Below are 19765 nucleotides of genomic sequence, written 5' to 3' on the forward strand. Positions count from 1 at the left end.
TCGGGATTTAATTTTAACGCAGTTGAAAGGCGATCGCCCCTGAATTTATCAATTACTCTGACCCCTCCTAACCCCCAAATTATATTTCTATTAATTACAACTTAACTTGCTTGGATCATTCCGTCAATATCGGATTGAGACGCTTTTCCTTCAATTAGTTCAGCAAATAGTTGATTTAAAGATTTTTCTTGACTCACTTGGTTTAACATTACTTTTTCATCTTCAAAGTGTTTAATTACTTGTATTGCTTGTTGTTTTTCTTGAGAATATTCTTTGAAAAAATCTGGATCAATTTCTCGAAATGTTAGCAAATAAGATAAAGCTAAAAAGGCATTTTGTTTATATTGTTCAGTAAATTGGTTAGCGGGTTTACTCAGGAGATACTTGGTTATTAACAAAAAATGATTTTTATAGTTGAAATTTTCCGCCTTTGATTGAAAGTTATAATACCACAATAAAATTCTTGCATATCCCCATAGGTATTGATTCTTTGTCAACTTATACTCCTCCTCAAATAAATCAAAGTAGAGTTTTTGCTGAGAGGTACTGAAAGCAGTTCTAGCCAGACTTTCAAAATATGCGCTGCTACCTTGTCTGATAACTTGTTTTTTTCGTTTGGTAGTCAGCTTATCTTTGAAATAATCAAAAGCTGGTTCTAGGTTAAAAGGTTCAGAAAATCTATAAATTTTACCGACAAATCGAAGCATTTTTTTTACTAAATTAATAGAATTTGGATAGGATTTTATCATTAAATCAGGTAGCTTAATAAAATCAGAATTTTCAAATATTTGCTTTAATTCAATAACTTCTGGTTCTGAGCTATCTGTTTGAATATTTTGAAAAATATCAATATTATTAGGTTTAGGAAGTTTTTTATTAATGGAGTTCAAGAGATTATCTAATATTTTTTCCTGGCTAGATTTTGATTCTATAGGAATAGATATTTTGCCAAGTTCTGCTTTAACTTCTTCCAAGTATTCTTTGTACTTTTTTTGATGTCCTGGGTTTTTTAAGTATTGTATATGCTTGTCTGATTGATCCACCCGATTGTTAACAATCTGTTGATAAGGAATATAACCAAAGGATTCCTCAACTCTATCTACAAGTTTTGATGTAATTCTATAAGTTTCGTTAACATCGCTAACTTTTAATTCTGGAGGTGCATTGAGTTTGAGAATAAATTCTATTTTTATTTTGATTTCCACATCTTCTCGATCTGGTGTTGTTTCTGGGAAGTTCTCAATCAAGATTTCATAATTTTGTGGAATTCCTTTTTTTAAGAATTTTTCCCCATTGACTTTAATTGGAAGTTTAACAAGATTTTTACGAATTAAGAATTCATTTTGATTAGTTTCGGGGATAGTTCCTCTTAATGTTCGTGGTGAACCTTCGTAGGAAATGGTTTGATCGGATAATTGAATCCATTGAGTGATCAGATTTCCCTGTTCATCTTTTGTTCCAATTTCAAATTCAATGGTATCTAAATAAATTCCAAATAAGGGAAAATTAGAGTTTTGTTTCTTTTCCTCCCACTCTCTAGGAAAAGTTTGATGATCAGAACTTACACATAAAAATTGCGGAAGTCGCTGTTTAATAATCGGAAACCGATTATATTGAGAAATTAAAACCCAGTGATAATTAGGATCTACTATTTTTTCTAAGTCGGAAAAATTAACTCTACTATTAACAATATTTTCAATATCTTCTAGCTTTAACTGGACTTGCTTATAATAAATTTGATCAGAATACATAATTTCAACAATAATAGAAATTGATTCTGTATTTGATTCTGAGGGGATTTGTTCAAATATTGCAATTTTTTGTAAATATTTTTGTAGATGGGCGATCGCACTTTCGTCTAAATTACTATTTGGGAAAAAGTTAGTTAAAATTTTGATAGCAATATCTCTACAAATTTGATTGTAGCTTTCAACACTATTAAAATGCGTTTGAATGAATAACGGTTCTCTTGTATTAAGAATAGGAATTCCATTCTTATCTGGTTGAATAGGAATTAGGCGATCGCATTCAAAACAATCTAAATCTATAAATATTAACAGTTTATCATGATTTAGATGTTTCAGTTGTTGATAATAATTCCAATAATAATAAGCACTTTGATATAAATAAGTTTCTTGATAATTTAAAAATTGACTGGTACTTAAAGTTAATAAATCAATTGTATCTCTAATAATAAATAACCGTTGTATTTCGGTTTGGGTTAACTCCTCACCCAGAAAATTATTTTTATTAGTTTTAATTTCTAACTGTTGACTACGATGATTGGAAATAACGGGTTCAACTCGATAGGGAATTATTCCATATTTTGTAATTAATTCTTGTTTATATCTTCTGGGTAAGTTTCCCTGAGAATGAATGAAATCATCAGGATTTTGATCAAATTGATAAGCATATTGACATAATTTAATATAGGATTCTAAATTAAAGAGTCGAGTCATGATCTTGAACCTCCTAATGCGTTAATAATTTGATTAATTTCTTGAGAATCTGTAGTTTTATACATTAAATCATAACTTCTTTGATGTTTCCGAGAAAAATTAAAGTTGATTCCACCAATATAAGCAGTTTTATTTCCTAATAGTGTGATTTTTGCGTGTAGATTTTTCACTTCTTTAATCGTAATAGTGGAATCTAAAAATCCCATTTCTTGGTCAATATAAATTATAGTATTTAATCGCTGTAATTGGGATCTTAATTCAGCAGTTGCTTGAAAACTCCGACTAACAATTATGACTTTTCCTTCAAAATTACTTAACTCTTTTAAAAGATCATTATAATATTGCTCAGGAGTTAGTAAAGTAGGAGAAACCGGATAATATTCTTGACGATAACGTTTGACAGTTCGCAATTCAAAACCATCAAAACCCAATACAGGAATTACATTATCTCGACTAGAACATTCCCAAAAATAACGAAATATATTAATTAGTTGTTGGTAAGTTTCATTGTTTTTAAAGATAATTCCTGACTCTAAATTAACATCTAAACTGCCTCTTGTCAAATTCACTGATCCTAAGTAACCATGATGTTCAGAAATGCAAGTTTTTAAATGAAATGCACCGCTTCTGATCTTAACTTTAGCATCTAATAATTGACGTAGACAATCTTTTTTGCGTTCGTCAGCACGTTTAAAATGTTCAGGTAAATACTTAGAAATCGTCACTTGTTGATCAATTCTATCCACAACTTCATCCCGCAAATCTGTTAAGATCCAGATTCCTTGCGGCAGAGTTGCTGATTTTTCACAAATTTGATTAATTAATACTTCATCTTCGAGAATATAGCTAGAAATTAGTAAAAATTTACCTGCTTTAGCAATTATTTTTTGAAATAGATCACGATTTTTTCGACGAAATAAAAATTGATTTATCGGAGAAAAATTAGGTTTTAGATGCGGATTTTCAGGAAAATAACTAACAATAATCCTATAATGCTCTTGATATTCTTGAATCAATTGTTGAGTTAATTCTGACTGATCAGAAATGTCCGTATTTCCTTCTCGTAAACTGATCATTGCTTCCTTTAAACTGAAGCGTAATTCTTGCCAATTTATCCCTAATCTTAATTGATCATTAATTCTAAAAACTACCTCTTGAGTATCAACGTTTCTCAAGAAACGATCAATTTTTTGATAATTGGGTAAATTCTGCCAAAAAATTTCCGCTTCTCGCCATATTTTTGCGGCTATTTCTAATGATAACCCTGAATAATAAGGTTGATCTAAAACCACAGTATAACTCCCATCTTGTTGAGTTTCATTGCCATTAAATAGAGGAAGTTGAGGATCATCTGCTAACAAATCTAAGGTAATTTCTGAACTAATAAATTGATAAATATAACGGTTAGCAACGCTTTTTTTAAAGTTAGACTCACTAGGAAATAATAGTTTTAAACTAGAAGATTGATAAAGTTCATCATCCTGAGTGACTCCATTAGCAATTTTTAATAAATCCGTTAAGACTGCATTAGGGATGAATTGTAACCCAAAAGATTGATGTAAAAGCTGCTGTGTTCGTCGATGAGTTTGGGTAGCAACTGCTTGAATTTCTTGTAATAATTGCCATAAAGATACATCAGATAAAAGGTTTCCTTCTCCCAACTGACGGTAAAATGTTCCCTGAATTTGATAATGGATTTTCATGATAATACTCCTTGACGAATTCTAGGTAATCTCATTCGTTTTAATAGGGAAATTGCATGAGTCCATTTTTCATAGTCTCCCCATAAAATTAAGTAACTTTGTCCTCTGGTTAAGGCAATTTTCCAATGTTCTATAGAAATAAGTTTAGGGTTTCCACTACAACAAATTAAGACAATAGATGCTTCTTTTCCTTGCCATTCTGTAACAGTTTTAATCATAACAGAAGTATACTCAATCGGACAATTAGCAATTAACTGATCTCGCTGAGTTTCCGAAAAGGTTAATATTCCTATTTTTGGAATTAATTCTAAATCAAAAGTTTTTAAAAATTCCAATATTTTTTCTTCTTCCTGTTGATTAGGAATATCTTCCCACCATAACCGATACTCCCACTGGGGAAAATAATCACTCATCTGTTGAAAATTTGTTTGTATCCATTCCGAGGAAAACCTATCATAAATTGTAGTTGCTAGTTCAGGATGTAAACGAAATTGTTCTGAAAGTTGGAGGGTATAAGCAGGAAGTAAATATTGCAATAACCAAGGAAAACCATAGAGAACACGCTGGAAAAAGTTCCGATTCCGAGACGCAGGAATAAACCCGGTATTTCCATCACCTAATAATACTAATTTATTGGTTAATCCTGAGATTAAGATTAATTCCAACCAGGTTAATTCTTGAGCATCTTCAATAATAATTAAATCATAGAAATTTTGCCAGAGGGTTTGACCATCAACACCCAGAAATTGTTTAACAGTTGCTAAACAAGGATTAAGGGGATTTTGACTTAAATATTGCTCCAGAGTTACTATTGCATTTTTTGATAGATTTTGGTAGGATTGAACTAAAGTAAGTTGCTGTCTTAATAAAGGTTCTAGCCGTTTCAATTGATAAGCTAACCATTTTAATCTTGTTAAAGTTAAATTGGGAAACTCTAAACTGAGGGTTTGGGTGAGTTGCGGGATAGATTGGTTAGTAATTAAGGGTAAATATCTTTCTAGTTTAGCAGGCGATCGCAACTGTTCTAATTCAGTATCGGGTAAACAATAAAGCGGTAAATAATTGAGTTGTGGTTGTGCTAAATGATCGCGCCGAAGACGTTCAATTATTGCTGATTGATTCCCCGATCTTTCCGACAGTAAATAAGGATATCCAGGTAATTTTTGATAGACGGTTAATGTACTCGGATAATGACTTAAAATTAAAATGCGTTTTTCATCTTTAATCCCAGCATCCGCAAGATTCAACGCTATTCGAGTTTTTCCCGTTGCGGGTAAACCAGAAATCACCGTAATCGGACTATTAGATAATCCCATTTCTAAAGATTGGATTTGTTGAGGAGAAAGCGGTAAAAGGGGATAAACTGTGGTAAAATTAAGTTGTGATCGCTCTTGTAAATAAACCGCACAATTACAGATTGTTTCGACAATTAATTGCGTCGGTAATGTTAATTCAGTTTGGGTTTTAACTAACTGTTCTAACAACCTTAAACGCAATTCTGGGCTGCGTCCAGAATCGTTGATTTGTGCTTTTAATCCTTGCCAAAATTGCTGTTTATTGATCATAATTTAATAATTTATCTTTGATTAAAATACTTATTAATTGTAACGTTTGCTCAAACCCATTATCTAACATCGGGTCAGGAATTTGACAAACCCAAATTTTTTGATTAGTAATTCGTTGAATTTTACCTTTTTCTGATGCAGAATTAGGCGGTTTATGTAAATACAAGATAATCCCTGATTCAATATCTGATAATTTGTTAATATATGAAATAGCTTGTTTCAAAGTTTCGTTTGAGGGAAGATACCAGAATATCCAGATGGGAAATAGCAGCTTTTTAACTTCTATATTTGATGTATTTAAATCATGGATTTCCACCGTCATTAAGTAATCTTCTAATTTAATATTTCTGCATTTTTGAAGCTGAAATACATAGACTTTATCTCTTAAAAATACACGAATTTCAGGAAAAACTTGATGATCATGGTTTAAATATTGTCCCTGTTTATGACTGGGAAAACCTGTTAAATAGCTTAAAGGTTCAACATAAGAATCTTTAAATCGCAAAAATGTTGTGGTAAATGCTAAATAAATCACATCCTTTAATAGTTGATTTCTGAATGTCCATAACTTCTCTTTTTCTGACCGTTTGGCAATATAATATAAATAGGCTTGATAAAAACCATGATAGATGGGATTTTGTAATAACACATAATTGGGTTTCCCTGGTTTAAAACGGTGTAAAGTTTTTAAAATCGGTTTAACAGTTGGTTGCTGTATAAACTGTTTAATTGTTTGATAAAATTTTTCACATTCTGGATACATTTTATAAAGATTTGATTCTCGGTAGAGAACTTTTCCGGCAAAATAAACCAGAAACTTATTTTCAGGTGTATTATAATCTTGGTGGCGTTTTATCCCCATTAATTCCTGTCGAGATCCGGCTTTTTCTGCTGCGGTTAAACCCGGACGACGGGTATAATCTCGTAAACAATAAGCATCCATTTCCTGAATATTGCCAACGGGCATTAATTCGGCTTTTCGTCTGAGTTGTTGTCTAAGTTTAGGGCCAATTAGTTGTAAATTCTTGTCTAAATTATACTTATTTAATAAAGCAATAATGAAAGGTTTAATAGCATCAGAAGTCTGGAATTGTTGAAACTTTTCGGGTAACTCAAGCACTCTAACTTGTTTATTTTTTCCTACTTTTTCAGCGAAAATCTTTTCACATAGTCCTGTAAGAATTTGTAATAGTTTAGCAACTTGATCATCTAAGCGATCGTCTAATTTTTCTTTCCATTCTTTTAATTGTTTGTTATCTTCAATGGTAGCAGAATCTAACACTTCACCTCGAATTTTTAAAACAGATAAACGCAGGTTGATTTCTAAAGTCAACTGATAATTAAGTTGATCATTATTGTGTTGTAAATCCGTTGGCTTCAACCAGGGAAAACCGATTTCATAGACCTGATTTGTTTGGTTAATTAACAGAGGACAGAGGGATAAAATATCACCTGGTTCTAATACCAAATAGGGGCGATCTTTGGCTTCAAAAAGATGATCAACCCTAACTTCCTGTTGATTCAAATAAGCAAAAATACTAGAATATAACTTCATTTGCGTTTACTCCTCCTCTGGATAAATTAATCCTTTCCATTCAAACTGACGAGAACGCGAATTCTTTGCTTTTTTAAATGCTTCTATTAAGGAAACATCGCCCAATTGTTCAATTAAACTGGCTAATTTATTTAATTCTTCCTGGTAATCATCAATCATTAATCCTCTGAGTTTTGGTAACAATTTTTGAGCAAATTGATCTACTAAAGCAAAGCGAAATTCATCGGAATTTGAGTCAGAAACCCCAGGATAATTAATCACATATTGAGTAATTGCTTGATACACTCGATGGGCGAAAGGATGTCCGATACTTTCCATAATGTTATTCGCCTTATCTAAATAATCTTTAACTTTTTCGACTACCTCAGAACTTTGATCAGGGGTTTTGAACCATTGTTCAAATCTTGAATAACTGACATACATAGAACGTGGATCTTCAGTAGTTCTCCCCTTGCGTAATTGTAAAGTTTTGGGTTTTCCAAAGGTGAGAACATTAGCCCTATCTAACACTTTATCCGATAAAGTTTGAGTAGTTTCGTCTTCATTCATAGTTCCCACAAATAAAAATTGTTTAGGAATTTTTAACTTTCTTTTTGCTTCAGAAATCTGTAAACTCCCCACATCTAATTCTAAAAAAGTAGGACTAGAACGACGGCTTTCTAATTTCGATAGAAAATCACTAAAATAATATTCTACACGGGCTAAGTTCATTTCATCTAATAATACCAAAACAATCCGATTTCTCATGTCTGGATCATGGTTATATTGATAAATTCCTCGAATCAAATCAGTCGGTTTAAATTTCTTCTCCACATAGTTATAAAACCCTTGCAAATCTTGAGGAGAATCCCATCGAGGTTGAACTGCTAAAGTTAACCGTTGTGCACCAATAAAGTCTGCATATCGTTGGGGAAGTTCACTTTTTCCAGTTCCACTAATTCCAGCTAAAATCACTAAAGCAGAAATATCTTGCACTTTTAAAGAGGTATGAAACGCATAAACAACCCGCCGAGGAAATGCTAATCCTTTGGCTTCTAAATACTGCATAAACCCATCTAAAAAAGCGTTTTCTGATGGATTCCACTCTGAATTTGAATTCGGTGTCCATAGATGATCTTCTAGCGATCGCAAGGCAAAATCCGCCGTATTTTCCATGCTGTCTATCTGATTTTTCATCAGATTAATTTCTTCTTGAAGTTCCTCTTTCTCGGCTTTGAGGGCTTCAATTTTTCCCAATACAACTGATTGCTGTCCTTCTAACTCCTGTACAATTTGTTCAAGTTCTCGTTTTTGAGATTCTTTTTCTCGGAGTTCAAAAGTCAAATTTCTAATTCTTTGTCTATCTCTTTCTATTTGTTGATAATCTAATGTATGATTTTGAATCGCTTGCAGAATTCTTTGTTTCTCTGCTTCTAAACGATCAATTTCAGGACTAAGTTGATTAATTCGGGTTTGAGACTGTTGTTTTTCCAGAGATAAACTATCATAGGTTGCTCTGATTAATTCTAATTCTACGGTTCTTTGTTCCAGGTTTTTTGTTTCCTCTTGTTTCTTGGCAATATCAGCAATTAATTGTTGCAATTCAACATTTTTTACGATATAATTAGCTTGAAGTTCACGGAGCGATCTCTCAACTTCTTGTAAATTTTGATTCTGAGATTGTAAGGCTGTAATCTGACCCTCTAGTTGACTTTTTTCTACCCTTAACTGACCTAATTGAGTATTTAATTGTTCTAATTCTGATAAATTGGGAGGATTTTGACGCAAGGTATTAACACGATTTTCTAAATCTTGTTTTTCTTGATTTAATCGGGTTAATCTCTCCTGAACTTCCTGTAATTCCGATTGTTTTTGCGTTAACTTCCCTTCAACTTCCCCTAAGTTTGTTTGTTTTTCTTCCAGACTTTCTACCTGATCTTTTAGTCTAATCAATTTAGTCTGATATTCTTGCCAGTTTCGCTGTGTGTCAAGTTGTTTTTCCAGTGCTTGTAAACGAAATTGACACTCTTGATCTTTCCGTTTGCTTAAGTCTTGTAGACTGAGTTGATAATCTTTGTCTTTTTGGGCTTGAAAATCTTGTAGACTCCGTTTATGTTCTTGTTCTTTCTGTTTACTAGAAACCGCAGCCCCAATTAACGCCCCGGCGGTACTTCCCAGCAATGGAGTTCCGAGACCACCCCCAGGAAAAACCACCGATGCGGCTGTCCCCATCCCCACACTCAGAACACCGACCAGCAAGATGTCCTTTGGTAGATTCGCCCAAAAATCCTTTCGCATATTGATTTAACTCACATTTTAATTATTATATCGCTGGCAAAGGCAACAATTACGCAAATCCCTAGGATTTTGGCAAAGATATTTTTTAAGAAACCGGGTTTTGCGTTGTATCTCACGCGACAACACACCGCTATATAATAGTATTTGACTTAAAAACGGTTCATACTGCGGAGGTGAAACATGGCAGTTTTACAGTTAGAAGACGGAACAACTTACACCGAATTAGATGAAATTCAGCGAGAATTAGCCAGTCTGAATATTCATTTAAACCATTGGTCTGTGGGTACAGATCCAGAATTGATTAAATTATTGAATCAACTCGGATTAAACGATAACGAAAAAGCGGAAGTTTTGCAAGGATTAGATCAATATTTTGAACAATTACAACAAACCGCAGGTTATCAGTCCCGGGATTTAATTGTTCTTAATCCTGATACCCCTAATTTAGAAACATTATTAGCAAAATTTGAACGATGCCATATTCATGCTGATAATGAAGTTCGTTATATTATTGATGGGGAAGGAGTTTTTGGCTTTGTCCGTCCCGATGGAAGTCAAGTGGAATTAACTGTTAAGCCTGAAGAATATATTAATGTTCCGGCTCATACAGAACATTGGTTTTATTTAACAGAAACTCGACGGATTAAAGCGGTTCGTTATTTCACGACAACCGAAGGTTGGACTCCCGAATATACCGATACTGAAATTAGAATTTTTTCCAGAAGACCGAAAAAGACCTTGGCTTTGAATTAATTTGTAGAGACGTTGTATACAACGTCTCTACTTCAATGATAACAATTAGTAGAATAAAAAACCATGACCATTGAAGTTGATTATCGTTTTCCACCTAATATTGATGCGTCGCGTCAGGCGAAAGTCATTGCTATCGGACAAACCGCAGGAACTTGGGACGAAAGATTTAGCCATCGTGAGGATAATTTGCGATCGCATTTAGCCCAAGTTATTAATGTTAAAACCGACGAACAAGGTTATAATATTGCAACGGTTAGTTTTCCTGAAATTAACGTTGAAAATGATATTGCTAGTTTGCTAACGATGATTTTTGGCAAATATTCAATGGCTGGAGTTGGTAAAATAGTTGCGGTTAGACTCGACAATAATTATGGTCAGTTGCCAAAATTTGGCATATCAGGAATTCGTCAACAATTACAAGTTTTTGATCGTCCCTTAATTATGGCAATTTTTAAACCCGCTTTAGGACTTTCAGCCCAGGATCATGCTACAATTTTACAAGAAGTGGCAACGGCCGGATTAGATATTATTAAAGATGATGAAATTATGGGGGATTTAAACACCGCCCCAACCCTAGAAAGATTAAGAGCTTGTCGTCCGATTTTAGACCAAATTAAACAAGAAACCAGGCGCACGGTTTTGTATGCTATTAATGTTACTGGAAATGCCCAAACCCTATTAGAAAAAGCCCGAATACTGGTGAAAGAAGGGGCAAATGCCCTATTATTAAACGTTCTCACCTACGGTTTTTCGGTCTTAGAAGCCCTAGCCGCCGATCCAGAATTGAATGTTCCAATTTTCGCCCATCCTGCCTTGGCGGGGGCGTTATGTGCCTCTGGTGATACGGGTTTTTCCTATTCCGTGATTTTGGGAACCTTAATGGCCCACGCTGGGGCGGATGCGGTGTTATATCCCGCCCATTATGGCAGTTTACCCTTTGATCCCGTTGAGGAAAAGCGGATTTGTGAGCAGTTGCGATCGCGCAATGTCTTCCCTGTACCCTCGGCCGGAATTCACCCCGGAATTGTCCCCAAAGCCCTATCGGACTATGGAAATGATGTAATTCTGAATGCCGGGACAGGGATTATGGAGCATCCAAACGGCCCAGGAGCGGGGGTTAATGCCTTCTTCCAAGCCCTCGACTGGTATCAACGGGGTCTACCCTTTGATGTTAACAAAATGCCCCCCGGCGCTCTTAGGCAGGCAATGGAAAAATGGGCATGAATTCCTAATTCCTAATTCCTAATTCCTAATTCGTAATTCCTAATCAGTAATTGATCATGAACACCGATCTCCGTCAATCTTTAATTCATGCGTCTCGCCAATTTCATCAACTGGGTTGGATGGCAGGGACGGCCGGAAATCTTTCGGCTAAAATGCCTGATAATAGTTTTTGGATTACTGCTAGTAGCAAACAAAAAGGCAAATTAGTTACGGAGGATTTTGTGAGAATGTCCCTAACCGGAGAGATATTAGAAAACCCTGCTCCTAACAATAAACCTTCGGCAGAAACCAGTATTCATCAAGCAATATATTCTTTGTTTCCCGATGCAAATGCCTGTTATCATGTTCATTCAGTTGAAGCCAAATTGGTCTCAAACTTTATTGCTCATGAACGACTGCCTTTACCGCCCATTGAAATGTTAAAAGGGTTGGGAATTTGGCAAGAAAACCCTAAAGTTTATATGCCCGTTTTTGAGAACTATTTAGAAGTATCTCGAATTGCTGAAGATATTATTCAACGGTTTAAACAAACTACTCCTGATGTTCCAGGGTTGTTAATTAGAAATCATGGAGTAACGGTTTGGGCAACTTCTCCAGAAGCCGCAGAAAACCATATTGAATTAGTAGAATATATTTTCCGCTATATTGTGGCGGCTCGTCAAGCGGGATTGAATTTTCAACATTAATAGAGTTTGGGCGAGAAGACCTCGCCCCTAAACTTACTCAATATTAATGGTTTGTAACCCTTCATTAACAGTAATTGCAATTTTGCCAACGGTGCGCCCCATCTCACTATAGGTATGGGCTTCGGCTAGATCATTTAAGGGATAAGTCCGATCAATTACCGTTTGAATTTTGCCCGCTTCAATCAAATCTCGCAGCGCATCTAAATCTCGACGAGTCGGTTGAGCTAGGACTAATTTTGATTTTTTACCCGCAAAAAATAAAGTTTGTAAGGTGGCTCCCATATTATCAATTGTGGGCAAAGTTGAGATATAAATGCCATCGGATTTTAGAATTTTTTCGCAATTAAAAAAGGATTGTTTACCGACCGCATCAAAAATAATATCGTATTGAATTTCTTGCCGGGTAAAATCCTCTTGGGTGTAATCAATCACCGTATGAGCCCCCAAACGTTTAACAAGATCAACATTAGAAGTCCCGCAAACCCCCGTGACATCAGCATTCATGGCCACAGCAATTTGCACCGCAAAGGTTCCCACACCGCCAGACGCCCCATTAATCAAAACCCTTTGTCCGGGTCGCAGTTGACCTAAATCTAATAACCCCTGCAAGGCCGTCAATCCAGCTATGGGAACCGTTGCAGCCTCCGCATAAGTCATATTTTGAGGTTTATAGGTCAAATTCCCGGCAGGCACAGCCACATACTCGGCATAGGCCCCTCCAAATAACGGGTTAACGAAGCCATAAACCTGATCTCCCGCCCGCCAGCGCGTCGCCTGTGAGCCGACTTCCACCACTTCCCCTGATAAATCTGAGCCTAAAACTTTGGGGAAATTGTAGCCAGATACGGGTTGTAATAATCCCTGCCTAATTTTCCAGTCCACAGGATTAACACTACTAGCATGAATTTTGACTAAAACTTGATCCGGTTTAATCGTTGGGGTCGGAATATCTTGATAACGAAGAACATCGGGCGACCCATATTGATGAATAACAATTGCTTTCATAACTTATTAATTATCCAAGGAACATCTGTCAGCTTAACACAAATTCCTAGAACCGGGGATGAATAGAGCTAGTCTAAATCCGTTCTAAAAAATAAGATTGTTGGAAGTAGGGAATAGGCAATGGGGAATGGGTAACAGGGAAAATTTTAATTCCGAATCATCATCGAGTTAATTTTGTTGAATCTGTTTTGATTTTTGTGATTCCTAGTCTCGATCAAAACAGGCTATTTTTTAGCTTTGGCTTAACACTATAAGGCAAACTCAAGAAGATAAAAAATAAAATTTTTACTGAATTAATCGTTGTAAATCTGATAAATTTTAACTATGATGGAATTGTAGAAAAAAACTTTGATAGATCCTATCAATTCAATTTTTATGGATATTCAGTTAATCAATATTGGTTTTGGTAATATTGTCTCTGCTAATCGGGTGATTGCCATTGTTAGTCCTGAATCGGCTCCGATTAAGCGGATTATTAATGATGCCAGGGAGCGGGGACAGTTAGTTGATGCCACCTACGGACGCAGAACTAGGGCGGTGATTATTACGGATTCTAGCCATGTTATTCTCTCTGCAATTCAACCGGAAACCGTTGCCCATCGCTTTGTGATGACCAAAGACGGCAATTCCCGCGATGATTAGGGGATTTGTTATTTATGCTTCTTGGTTTCCATTGGCATAGCTTGACATCCTCACCGCCGTAAAACGGACGGTGATTCCTAAACTTCACAATTTAGGTTTCTGCTTCTTAGCAGTTGCCTTCACAGATTTACTCTGTTCGGGTCTTACACTCGCTCCACAGACTGACACGGCAAGCCCGGCCGCCAAAATATTTTTACTGGCGTTAAGATCTCGGTCATGGTGAGTCCCACAGTTTGGACAGTCCCATTCTCGAATATTTAACGGCATTTTTTCCACAATATGCCCACAATTACTACACCGTTTAGAACTAGGAAACCATCTGTCTATTTCGATATAGTTTCTCCCATACCAACGGCATTTATAGGCTAAGGGTTCTAAGCATTTCGCTAAGTAGATTTGTCCGTTTTTAAACTTAAAAGCCGACTTAGTAAATTCTGCACTACCTCCTTGATGTTTTTTCTTAAAATTAGGATACTTGGCACGACCCACAAAAAAGTTAGTAAAGGCTGTTTGTAAGTGTCTTAATCCTTGTTGTAAGGGGACACAACTTACCTGATTTAAAAAGTCTAAATCTTCCTGTTTTTTCCAATTAGTTAACATTGAAGACGTTTGACTATATCCTACTCTTTCTTGTCTTTCGTACCATGCTTGAGTTCGTTCATGGAGTGCCTGATTGTAAACTAATCTTACACAGCCTAACGTGCGTCGCAATAGCGACTCTTGTTCAGGTGTTGGGTAAAATCGGTAACTGTATGCTTTTTCCATATCTCACGTTCTAGCACATAGTTGATGAAAATGGTCAGATTGTGTTTAAATTAAATTTAAAAGCCGTCCTCCGCTATCGCTAAAGGACGGGGTTTCAAACCCAATTTTCCGATGAGAAGATAGAAAGACTCCGATTCAATTCCTTGAATCCATCAGCAGGTTCAAGGGAAAATCAGGGATTCCCTATTACTTTGTTTGCAACCGTCTAACGTGATTAAAATATCATGAAAAAAGGCCGATTAATTGTGATGACAGGCCCTAGTGGGGTCGGAAAAGGAACATTGGTTCGTTCCCTAATCAAAGATCATCCTGAACTTCATTTATCCGTTTCCGTGACCACTCGTTCTCCCCGTCCCGGTGAAATCAATGGACAAGATTACTATTTTGTTGATCACCTTTGTTTTCAAAACATGATAGAACGGGGAGAATTGTTAGAATGGGCTGAATTTACGGGAAATTGTTATGGAACTCCCTTAATTGCTGTTAAAGAAAAAATTGAGGCAGGAATATCGGTTTTGTTAGAGATTGAATTGGAGGGTGCTCGACAAATTCGTTCTACTTTTCCATCGGCTTTAAGCATTTTTATTATGCCTCCTTCTATTGATGAATTAGAACGGCGTTTACGCGGTAGAGGTCAGGATTCTGAAGATGCCATTCGACGGCGTTTAATGAGGGCTAGAGCGGAAATGGACGCGGCTAGTGAGTTTGATTTTGAAGTGATTAATGATGATTTAGATTTCGCCTTACGGCGTTTAGAATCCGTATTATATTCTCCTGTTTAAGCCGAAAAATATGCCCCAGGAAGACCCGTTAAAACCCGATTCTTTAAATGTGATGGCAAGGGATATCAAATCGGCTGAATCCTATGCAAATTTAGGGCGTTTGTATGATCAGCAGGAACAATGGCAAGATGCGATCGCTAATTATCGTCAAGCGATCCAATTAAATCCCCATTGTTCTTGGTTTTATCACCATTTAGCGGATGTTTTTTTGAAACAAGAACAATGGCAAGATGCCATTATTAATTATCGTCATGCGATTCAACTCAATCCTAATTTTTCCTGGTCTTATCATAATCTAGGGAACAGCTTATTACAATTAAAATATTGGGAAGAAGCGGTTCATGTTTATCGGAAAGCGATTCAATTAAACCCCAATTTTCATTGGTCTTATTGTAATTTAGCCGATGGTTTAGTGCAGCAAAAAAAATGGAATTTAGCCATCATTAATTATTGGAAAAGTTTAGTCATTCTTCACCAAACTAATCAAGAACAGGATTTTGTCGTGATTGCGACTAAATTAGGGGAAACCCTAGAATATCATTTACCTGAAAAGTTTGATTTAGCGATCGCTCATTATCAAAAAGTGAGTCAAAATCATCAACAGTATCCTGAGTATCAAACTATTATTCAATTTTTAAGTCAAAATCAAAGCGCGTGGCTTAAAATTGCTGATTTTTTCCGACAAAAACACCTAATCAATGCAGCTTTAATTCTATATAAAATTGCGATGGAATTTTACCCAAATGAGATTTCTATTACCGAAAAATTTGATACTCTTTCCCAGAAAAAAACTGACTTAGAAACATCAATTAATTTACAACATCAAAATATTGATAAAAACTCCCAGAAATGGTCTAAATATGATGATGGTATTACTACTGATATCAACGCCAATAATTTTAATATTCCTTTAGCAACTAATCAAAAACTCGAACAATTTATCTTTAGTACCGATATTAATTTTGACTTGAGCCAATTAGATCAACTTTTTAAAGCAGTCAGTTGGATGACTCGTGATCATGAACACATGAAAATCGCCCTAAAACACAGTTTTTTAGTTGTCACCCTTTGGTTTGTCACCCCCACCCAAAAACAATTAATTGGGTTTACCCGGGCTGTTTCAGATCACGTTTATAATGCCACCCTTTGGGATGTGGTAATTCATCCTAGTTTTCAAAATCAAGGATTAGGAAAGTCTTTAATTCGGTATACCTTAGAACAGCTACAATTGCAAAATATTGAAAATATTACGTTATTTGCTGGGAATAAAGCGGTTAATTTCTATCATAGTTTAGGGTTTATTACCGATCCTAACGGGATTAAAGGAATGTTTTGGGTTTCACCTTAATTAAGTTAAACTGTATATCTTAGCTTTGTGTTTCTAGTGGATTAAAATTCAATTTCTGCCCTCACCATCGGTTCACCAATAATCTGATTTAAGGTAAATCCTAATTGCTGACAAATATTCTGCATAATCCGATTATCGCTAAGAATTTCGGCAAAAATTAGAGGCATTTTCTCTTGACGGGCAATATTCAGTAATTGGCGCAATAACTCCGTACCAATTCCTTGACGTTGGTAACTATCACTCACCAGTAAGGAAAATTCCACCTCATCGTTACCATAGCCTTTACTCAGTCGTCCCACCCCAATAATTTTAGTTTCCCCTGTTTCCGGGTGTTGATATTCGGCAACTAAGGCCATTTCCCGATCATAATCAATAAAACACAGTCGTGATAACCGTTCATGGGTGACACGGGAACTGAGTTTCACCAGATGAGCATAACGCAAATAGACGCTTTCCTCCGATAAACTTTCATCGAACTTGACCATCAAAGGTTCATCTTCAGGACGGATGGGCCGAATCGTAATCTCCATACCTTTTTGGGATGTCCAATGGCTGATATATTGCCGAGGATAGGGGCGAATGGCGGGTTTAGGTAAATCTTCGGGTTTGGTGTCGGGGGAATGTAATACCACCCGGGCATCTAAGGCAATTAACTCATTTTCCGAAGCCAACAAAGGGTTGATATCAATCTCTTTAATCCAAGGCTGCTCAACGACTAAATTAGAAAACCGGACTAATAACTGTTTTAAGGCTTCCATATCCACCGAATGCCGTCCCCGCACCCCTAACAGGGCTTTATAAATTTTGGTTTGTTCCATCATCCGCCGCGCAAGGGTAGTATTTAAAGGAGGTAAAGCCAAGGCGCGATCTTTGAAGACTTCTACTAATTGTCCTCCCATGCCAAACAACAACACCGGGCCGAATTGGATATCAAGGCTACTGCCAATAATCAATTCATAGCCTTCTAATTTGACCATCTTTTGTACCGTCACTCCTTGGAAATGTTCGGCCCCCACCTGTTGAGTTACGGAGGTTTCAATGGCGGTATAGGCTTGACGGACGGCTTCTGGGGTGTTGAGGTTGAGTTTTACTCCGCCGACATCGGTTTTATGAGTAATCGTTTTTGACAATAGTTTCAATACCACCGGATACCCTAACTGTTCGGCTGCGTTAACGGCTGCATCAATATTTGAGGCGATATAGGTTTGTACAGTGGGAATCCCATAGGCTGAAAGTAGGCGCTTAGATTCAAACTCCGTTAATAGGGTGCGTTCTTCAGCTAAAACCGAGTTAATCAGATGTTGCACACAATCACAAACCAGACTTTCATTCTCACTAGCCTTTGGTAAACTAGGAATTTCATACAAACCTTTTAAATTGTAGGTGTAGCGCCACATATAGTTAAACATCCGTACCGCCGAGTCGGGATAGGAAAAAGTGGCAATATTAGCTTGATTCAGAATTTCGATCCCGGATGCTACATCCGCGCCCCCCATCCAACTCGCTAAAATCGGTTTATTGGGCATTTTCAGACAGCGCTCTTTTAACTGTGCCGCCGTTTTGCTTGGGTCAGTCATGGCTTGGGGGGTTAAAATTACTAAAATACCATCACTATTCGGATCTTCAACCACGATATCAAAGGCTTTCGCATAGCGTTCCGGGTCAGCATCCCCTAAAATATCAATCGGGTTATCATGACTCCATTGGTTCGGTAACACTTGATTCAGGGCTTCCAGGGTTTCGGTGGAGAGTTGGGCTAGGGTTCCTCCTTCCCCAATTAGGGTATCTGTGGTTAATACCCCTGGCCCTCCGGCATTGGTTAAAATTGTAAGTCGCGGCCCTTTGGGTCGGGGTTGTTTACTGAGAAGTTCCGCAATGGAGAACAAATGGGCAATATGATACACCCGCAGAATGCCACAACGTCTAAAAGCCGCATCTAAGACATGATCACTTCCGGCCATGGCTCCGGTATGGGAGGCTGCGGCTTTGGCTGCGGCTTCGGTGCGTCCGGCTTTAATCACAATAATTGGTTTAGTCAGGGCTACTTCTCTAGCTGCGGATAAAAAAGATCGGGCATCCCCGATAGATTCCATATAAATAACTATACTTTCAGTATGGGGGTCATTGCCTAAATAATAAATTAAATCTCCCCAACCAATATCTAACATTGAACCGATGGAAACGAAGGCACTAAAACCGACATTTTCTCGGAAACTCCAATCTAAAATAGAAGTACATAAAGCCCCACTTTGACTAATAAAGCCAACGCTTCCCGGTTTTGCCATGGCATTAGCAAAGGTGGCATTAAGTCCGGTTAAGGGATTCATTAATCCTAAACAGTTGGGGCCGATAATTCTAATTTTATTTAATCGTGCAATTTCTAAAACTTTCTGTTCTAATTCTATTCCTTTAGGGCCAATTTCTTTGAATCCAGCCGATAGAATAATCACCCCTTTAACTCCAGCCATGGCGCATTCTTCCATGACAGAGGGAACACTTGCGGCTGGGGTGGCAATGATAGCTAAATCAACGGGTTCTGGAGTATCTTTAATACTAGGATAGGCTTTAATTCCTAAAATACTATTGCGATGGGGATTAACGGGAAAAACCATCCCACCAAAGGGACTACTAATTAAATTCCATAGTAGAGTTCTACCAACACTATTGGGCTTTTCTGTAGCCCCAATCACAGCAACGGTTTTAGGGTTAAAAATCGCATTCAGAGATTGATGTTCGTAGCGTAAGACATCATGGGCGGGGTCGGAAATTCGGGTTGTTGTGGCTACCATAGAAATCAGTTATCAGTTATCAGTTATTAGTTATCAGTGTAAGAGTTGATTAGTTTATGGATCAATTATACAAAGTTTCTGTCTCTCAAAATAGGGCTTTAATCTTAAATTAATATTAAATTTATATTAAAATCTAGTAATTTTGTCCCCGCCAGATTCCAAAATCGACAAAAACTATTATGATATAAACGAACACCACAACAACCTGAATC

The 19765-nt window shown here is 36.6% G+C and carries 14 protein-coding genes; 6 read left to right on the forward strand and 8 right to left on the reverse strand.

Going from position 1 to position 19765, the window contains the following annotated elements; translation table 11 throughout:
* Nucleotides 1-101 precede the first annotated feature (101 nt).
* Genes NMG88_RS09590 through NMG88_RS09610 form a run of 5 tightly spaced genes read right to left on the reverse strand, consistent with a single transcriptional unit; the run spans nt 102 to nt 9559 of the window.
* Nucleotides 102-2459 (reverse strand): hypothetical protein, encoded by a 2358-nt coding sequence (locus NMG88_RS09590; protein WP_235751843.1) that lies wholly within the window; start codon nt 2457-2459, stop codon nt 102-104.
* Nucleotides 2456-4162 carry a phospholipase D family protein gene (locus tag NMG88_RS09595; protein WP_235751842.1) on the reverse strand — a complete coding sequence of 569 codons (1707 nt, stop codon included), beginning with the start codon at nt 4160-4162 and terminating at the stop codon, nt 2456-2458. The genes NMG88_RS09590 and NMG88_RS09595 overlap by 4 nt, the downstream gene beginning before the upstream one ends.
* On the reverse strand, nt 4159-5727 hold the full coding sequence (locus NMG88_RS09600) for a hypothetical protein (RefSeq protein WP_235751841.1): 1569 nt from the start codon (nt 5725-5727) through the stop codon (nt 4159-4161). The genes NMG88_RS09595 and NMG88_RS09600 overlap by 4 nt, the downstream gene beginning before the upstream one ends.
* Complete coding sequence (locus NMG88_RS09605) at nt 5717-7282, reverse strand: DUF2357 domain-containing protein (RefSeq protein WP_235751840.1); 1566 nt, start codon at nt 7280-7282, stop codon at nt 5717-5719. The genes NMG88_RS09600 and NMG88_RS09605 overlap by 11 nt, the downstream gene beginning before the upstream one ends.
* 6 nt (nt 7283-7288) lie before the next feature.
* A complete protein-coding gene (locus NMG88_RS09610; RefSeq protein WP_254035367.1) occupies nt 7289-9559 on the reverse strand; it encodes an AAA family ATPase in 2271 nt (756 codons plus the stop codon).
* Nucleotides 9560-9739: 180 nt separating this feature from the next.
* Here NMG88_RS09610 and NMG88_RS09615 point away from each other — a divergent pair, with 180 nt between their 5' ends.
* From NMG88_RS09615 to mtnB, 3 genes are all read left to right on the forward strand, one after another.
* Entirely contained in the window at nt 9740-10312 is a 573-nt protein-coding gene (locus NMG88_RS09615; protein ID WP_254035368.1) for a 1,2-dihydroxy-3-keto-5-methylthiopentene dioxygenase, read from the forward strand.
* 63 nt (nt 10313-10375) lie between these two features.
* Nucleotides 10376-11536 (forward strand): RuBisCO large subunit C-terminal-like domain-containing protein, encoded by a 1161-nt coding sequence (locus NMG88_RS09620; RefSeq protein WP_254033760.1) that lies wholly within the window; start codon nt 10376-10378, stop codon nt 11534-11536.
* A gap of 56 nt (nt 11537-11592) precedes the next feature.
* Nucleotides 11593-12222 (forward strand): methylthioribulose 1-phosphate dehydratase, encoded by a 630-nt coding sequence (gene mtnB / locus NMG88_RS09625; protein ID WP_227351038.1) that lies wholly within the window; start codon nt 11593-11595, stop codon nt 12220-12222.
* A gap of 33 nt (nt 12223-12255) precedes the next feature.
* Here mtnB and NMG88_RS09630 read toward each other — a convergent pair whose 3' ends face one another.
* The gene (locus tag NMG88_RS09630; RefSeq protein WP_227351037.1) at nt 12256-13227 is read right to left on the reverse strand and encodes an NAD(P)-dependent alcohol dehydrogenase; all 972 of its coding nucleotides are present in this window, start codon (nt 13225-13227) and stop codon (nt 12256-12258) included.
* Nucleotides 13228-13602: 375 nt separating this feature from the next.
* Between NMG88_RS09630 and remA the strand changes: the two genes are divergently transcribed.
* Nucleotides 13603-13869 (forward strand): extracellular matrix/biofilm regulator RemA, encoded by a 267-nt coding sequence (remA, locus tag NMG88_RS09635; RefSeq protein WP_042155623.1) that lies wholly within the window; start codon nt 13603-13605, stop codon nt 13867-13869.
* An 84-nt stretch (nt 13870-13953) separates the two neighbouring features.
* Here the strand turns inward: remA and NMG88_RS09640 are convergent, their stop codons facing one another.
* Complete coding sequence (locus NMG88_RS09640) at nt 13954-14634, reverse strand: RNA-guided endonuclease InsQ/TnpB family protein (RefSeq protein ID WP_235766004.1); 681 nt, start codon at nt 14632-14634, stop codon at nt 13954-13956.
* A gap of 224 nt (nt 14635-14858) precedes the next feature.
* Between NMG88_RS09640 and gmk the strand changes: the two genes are divergently transcribed.
* Together gmk and NMG88_RS09650 are read left to right on the forward strand one after the other, a co-directional pair.
* Nucleotides 14859-15416, forward strand: coding sequence for a guanylate kinase (gmk, locus tag NMG88_RS09645; RefSeq protein ID WP_254035369.1), 558 nt, complete (start codon nt 14859-14861; stop codon nt 15414-15416).
* A gap of 10 nt (nt 15417-15426) precedes the next feature.
* Entirely contained in the window at nt 15427-16764 is a 1338-nt protein-coding gene (locus NMG88_RS09650) for a GNAT family N-acetyltransferase (protein ID WP_254035370.1), read from the forward strand.
* Between the two features lie 41 nt (nt 16765-16805).
* On the opposite strand, the gene NMG88_RS09655 is transcribed toward NMG88_RS09650, so the two are convergent.
* Complete coding sequence (locus NMG88_RS09655; protein WP_254033762.1) at nt 16806-19553, reverse strand: bifunctional acetate--CoA ligase family protein/GNAT family N-acetyltransferase; 2748 nt, start codon at nt 19551-19553, stop codon at nt 16806-16808.
* Nucleotides 19554-19765 lie beyond the last annotated feature (212 nt).

It is taken from the genome of Planktothrix agardhii, from assembly GCF_904830935.1.
Classification (GTDB): domain Bacteria; phylum Cyanobacteriota; class Cyanobacteriia; order Cyanobacteriales; family Microcoleaceae; genus Planktothrix; species Planktothrix agardhii.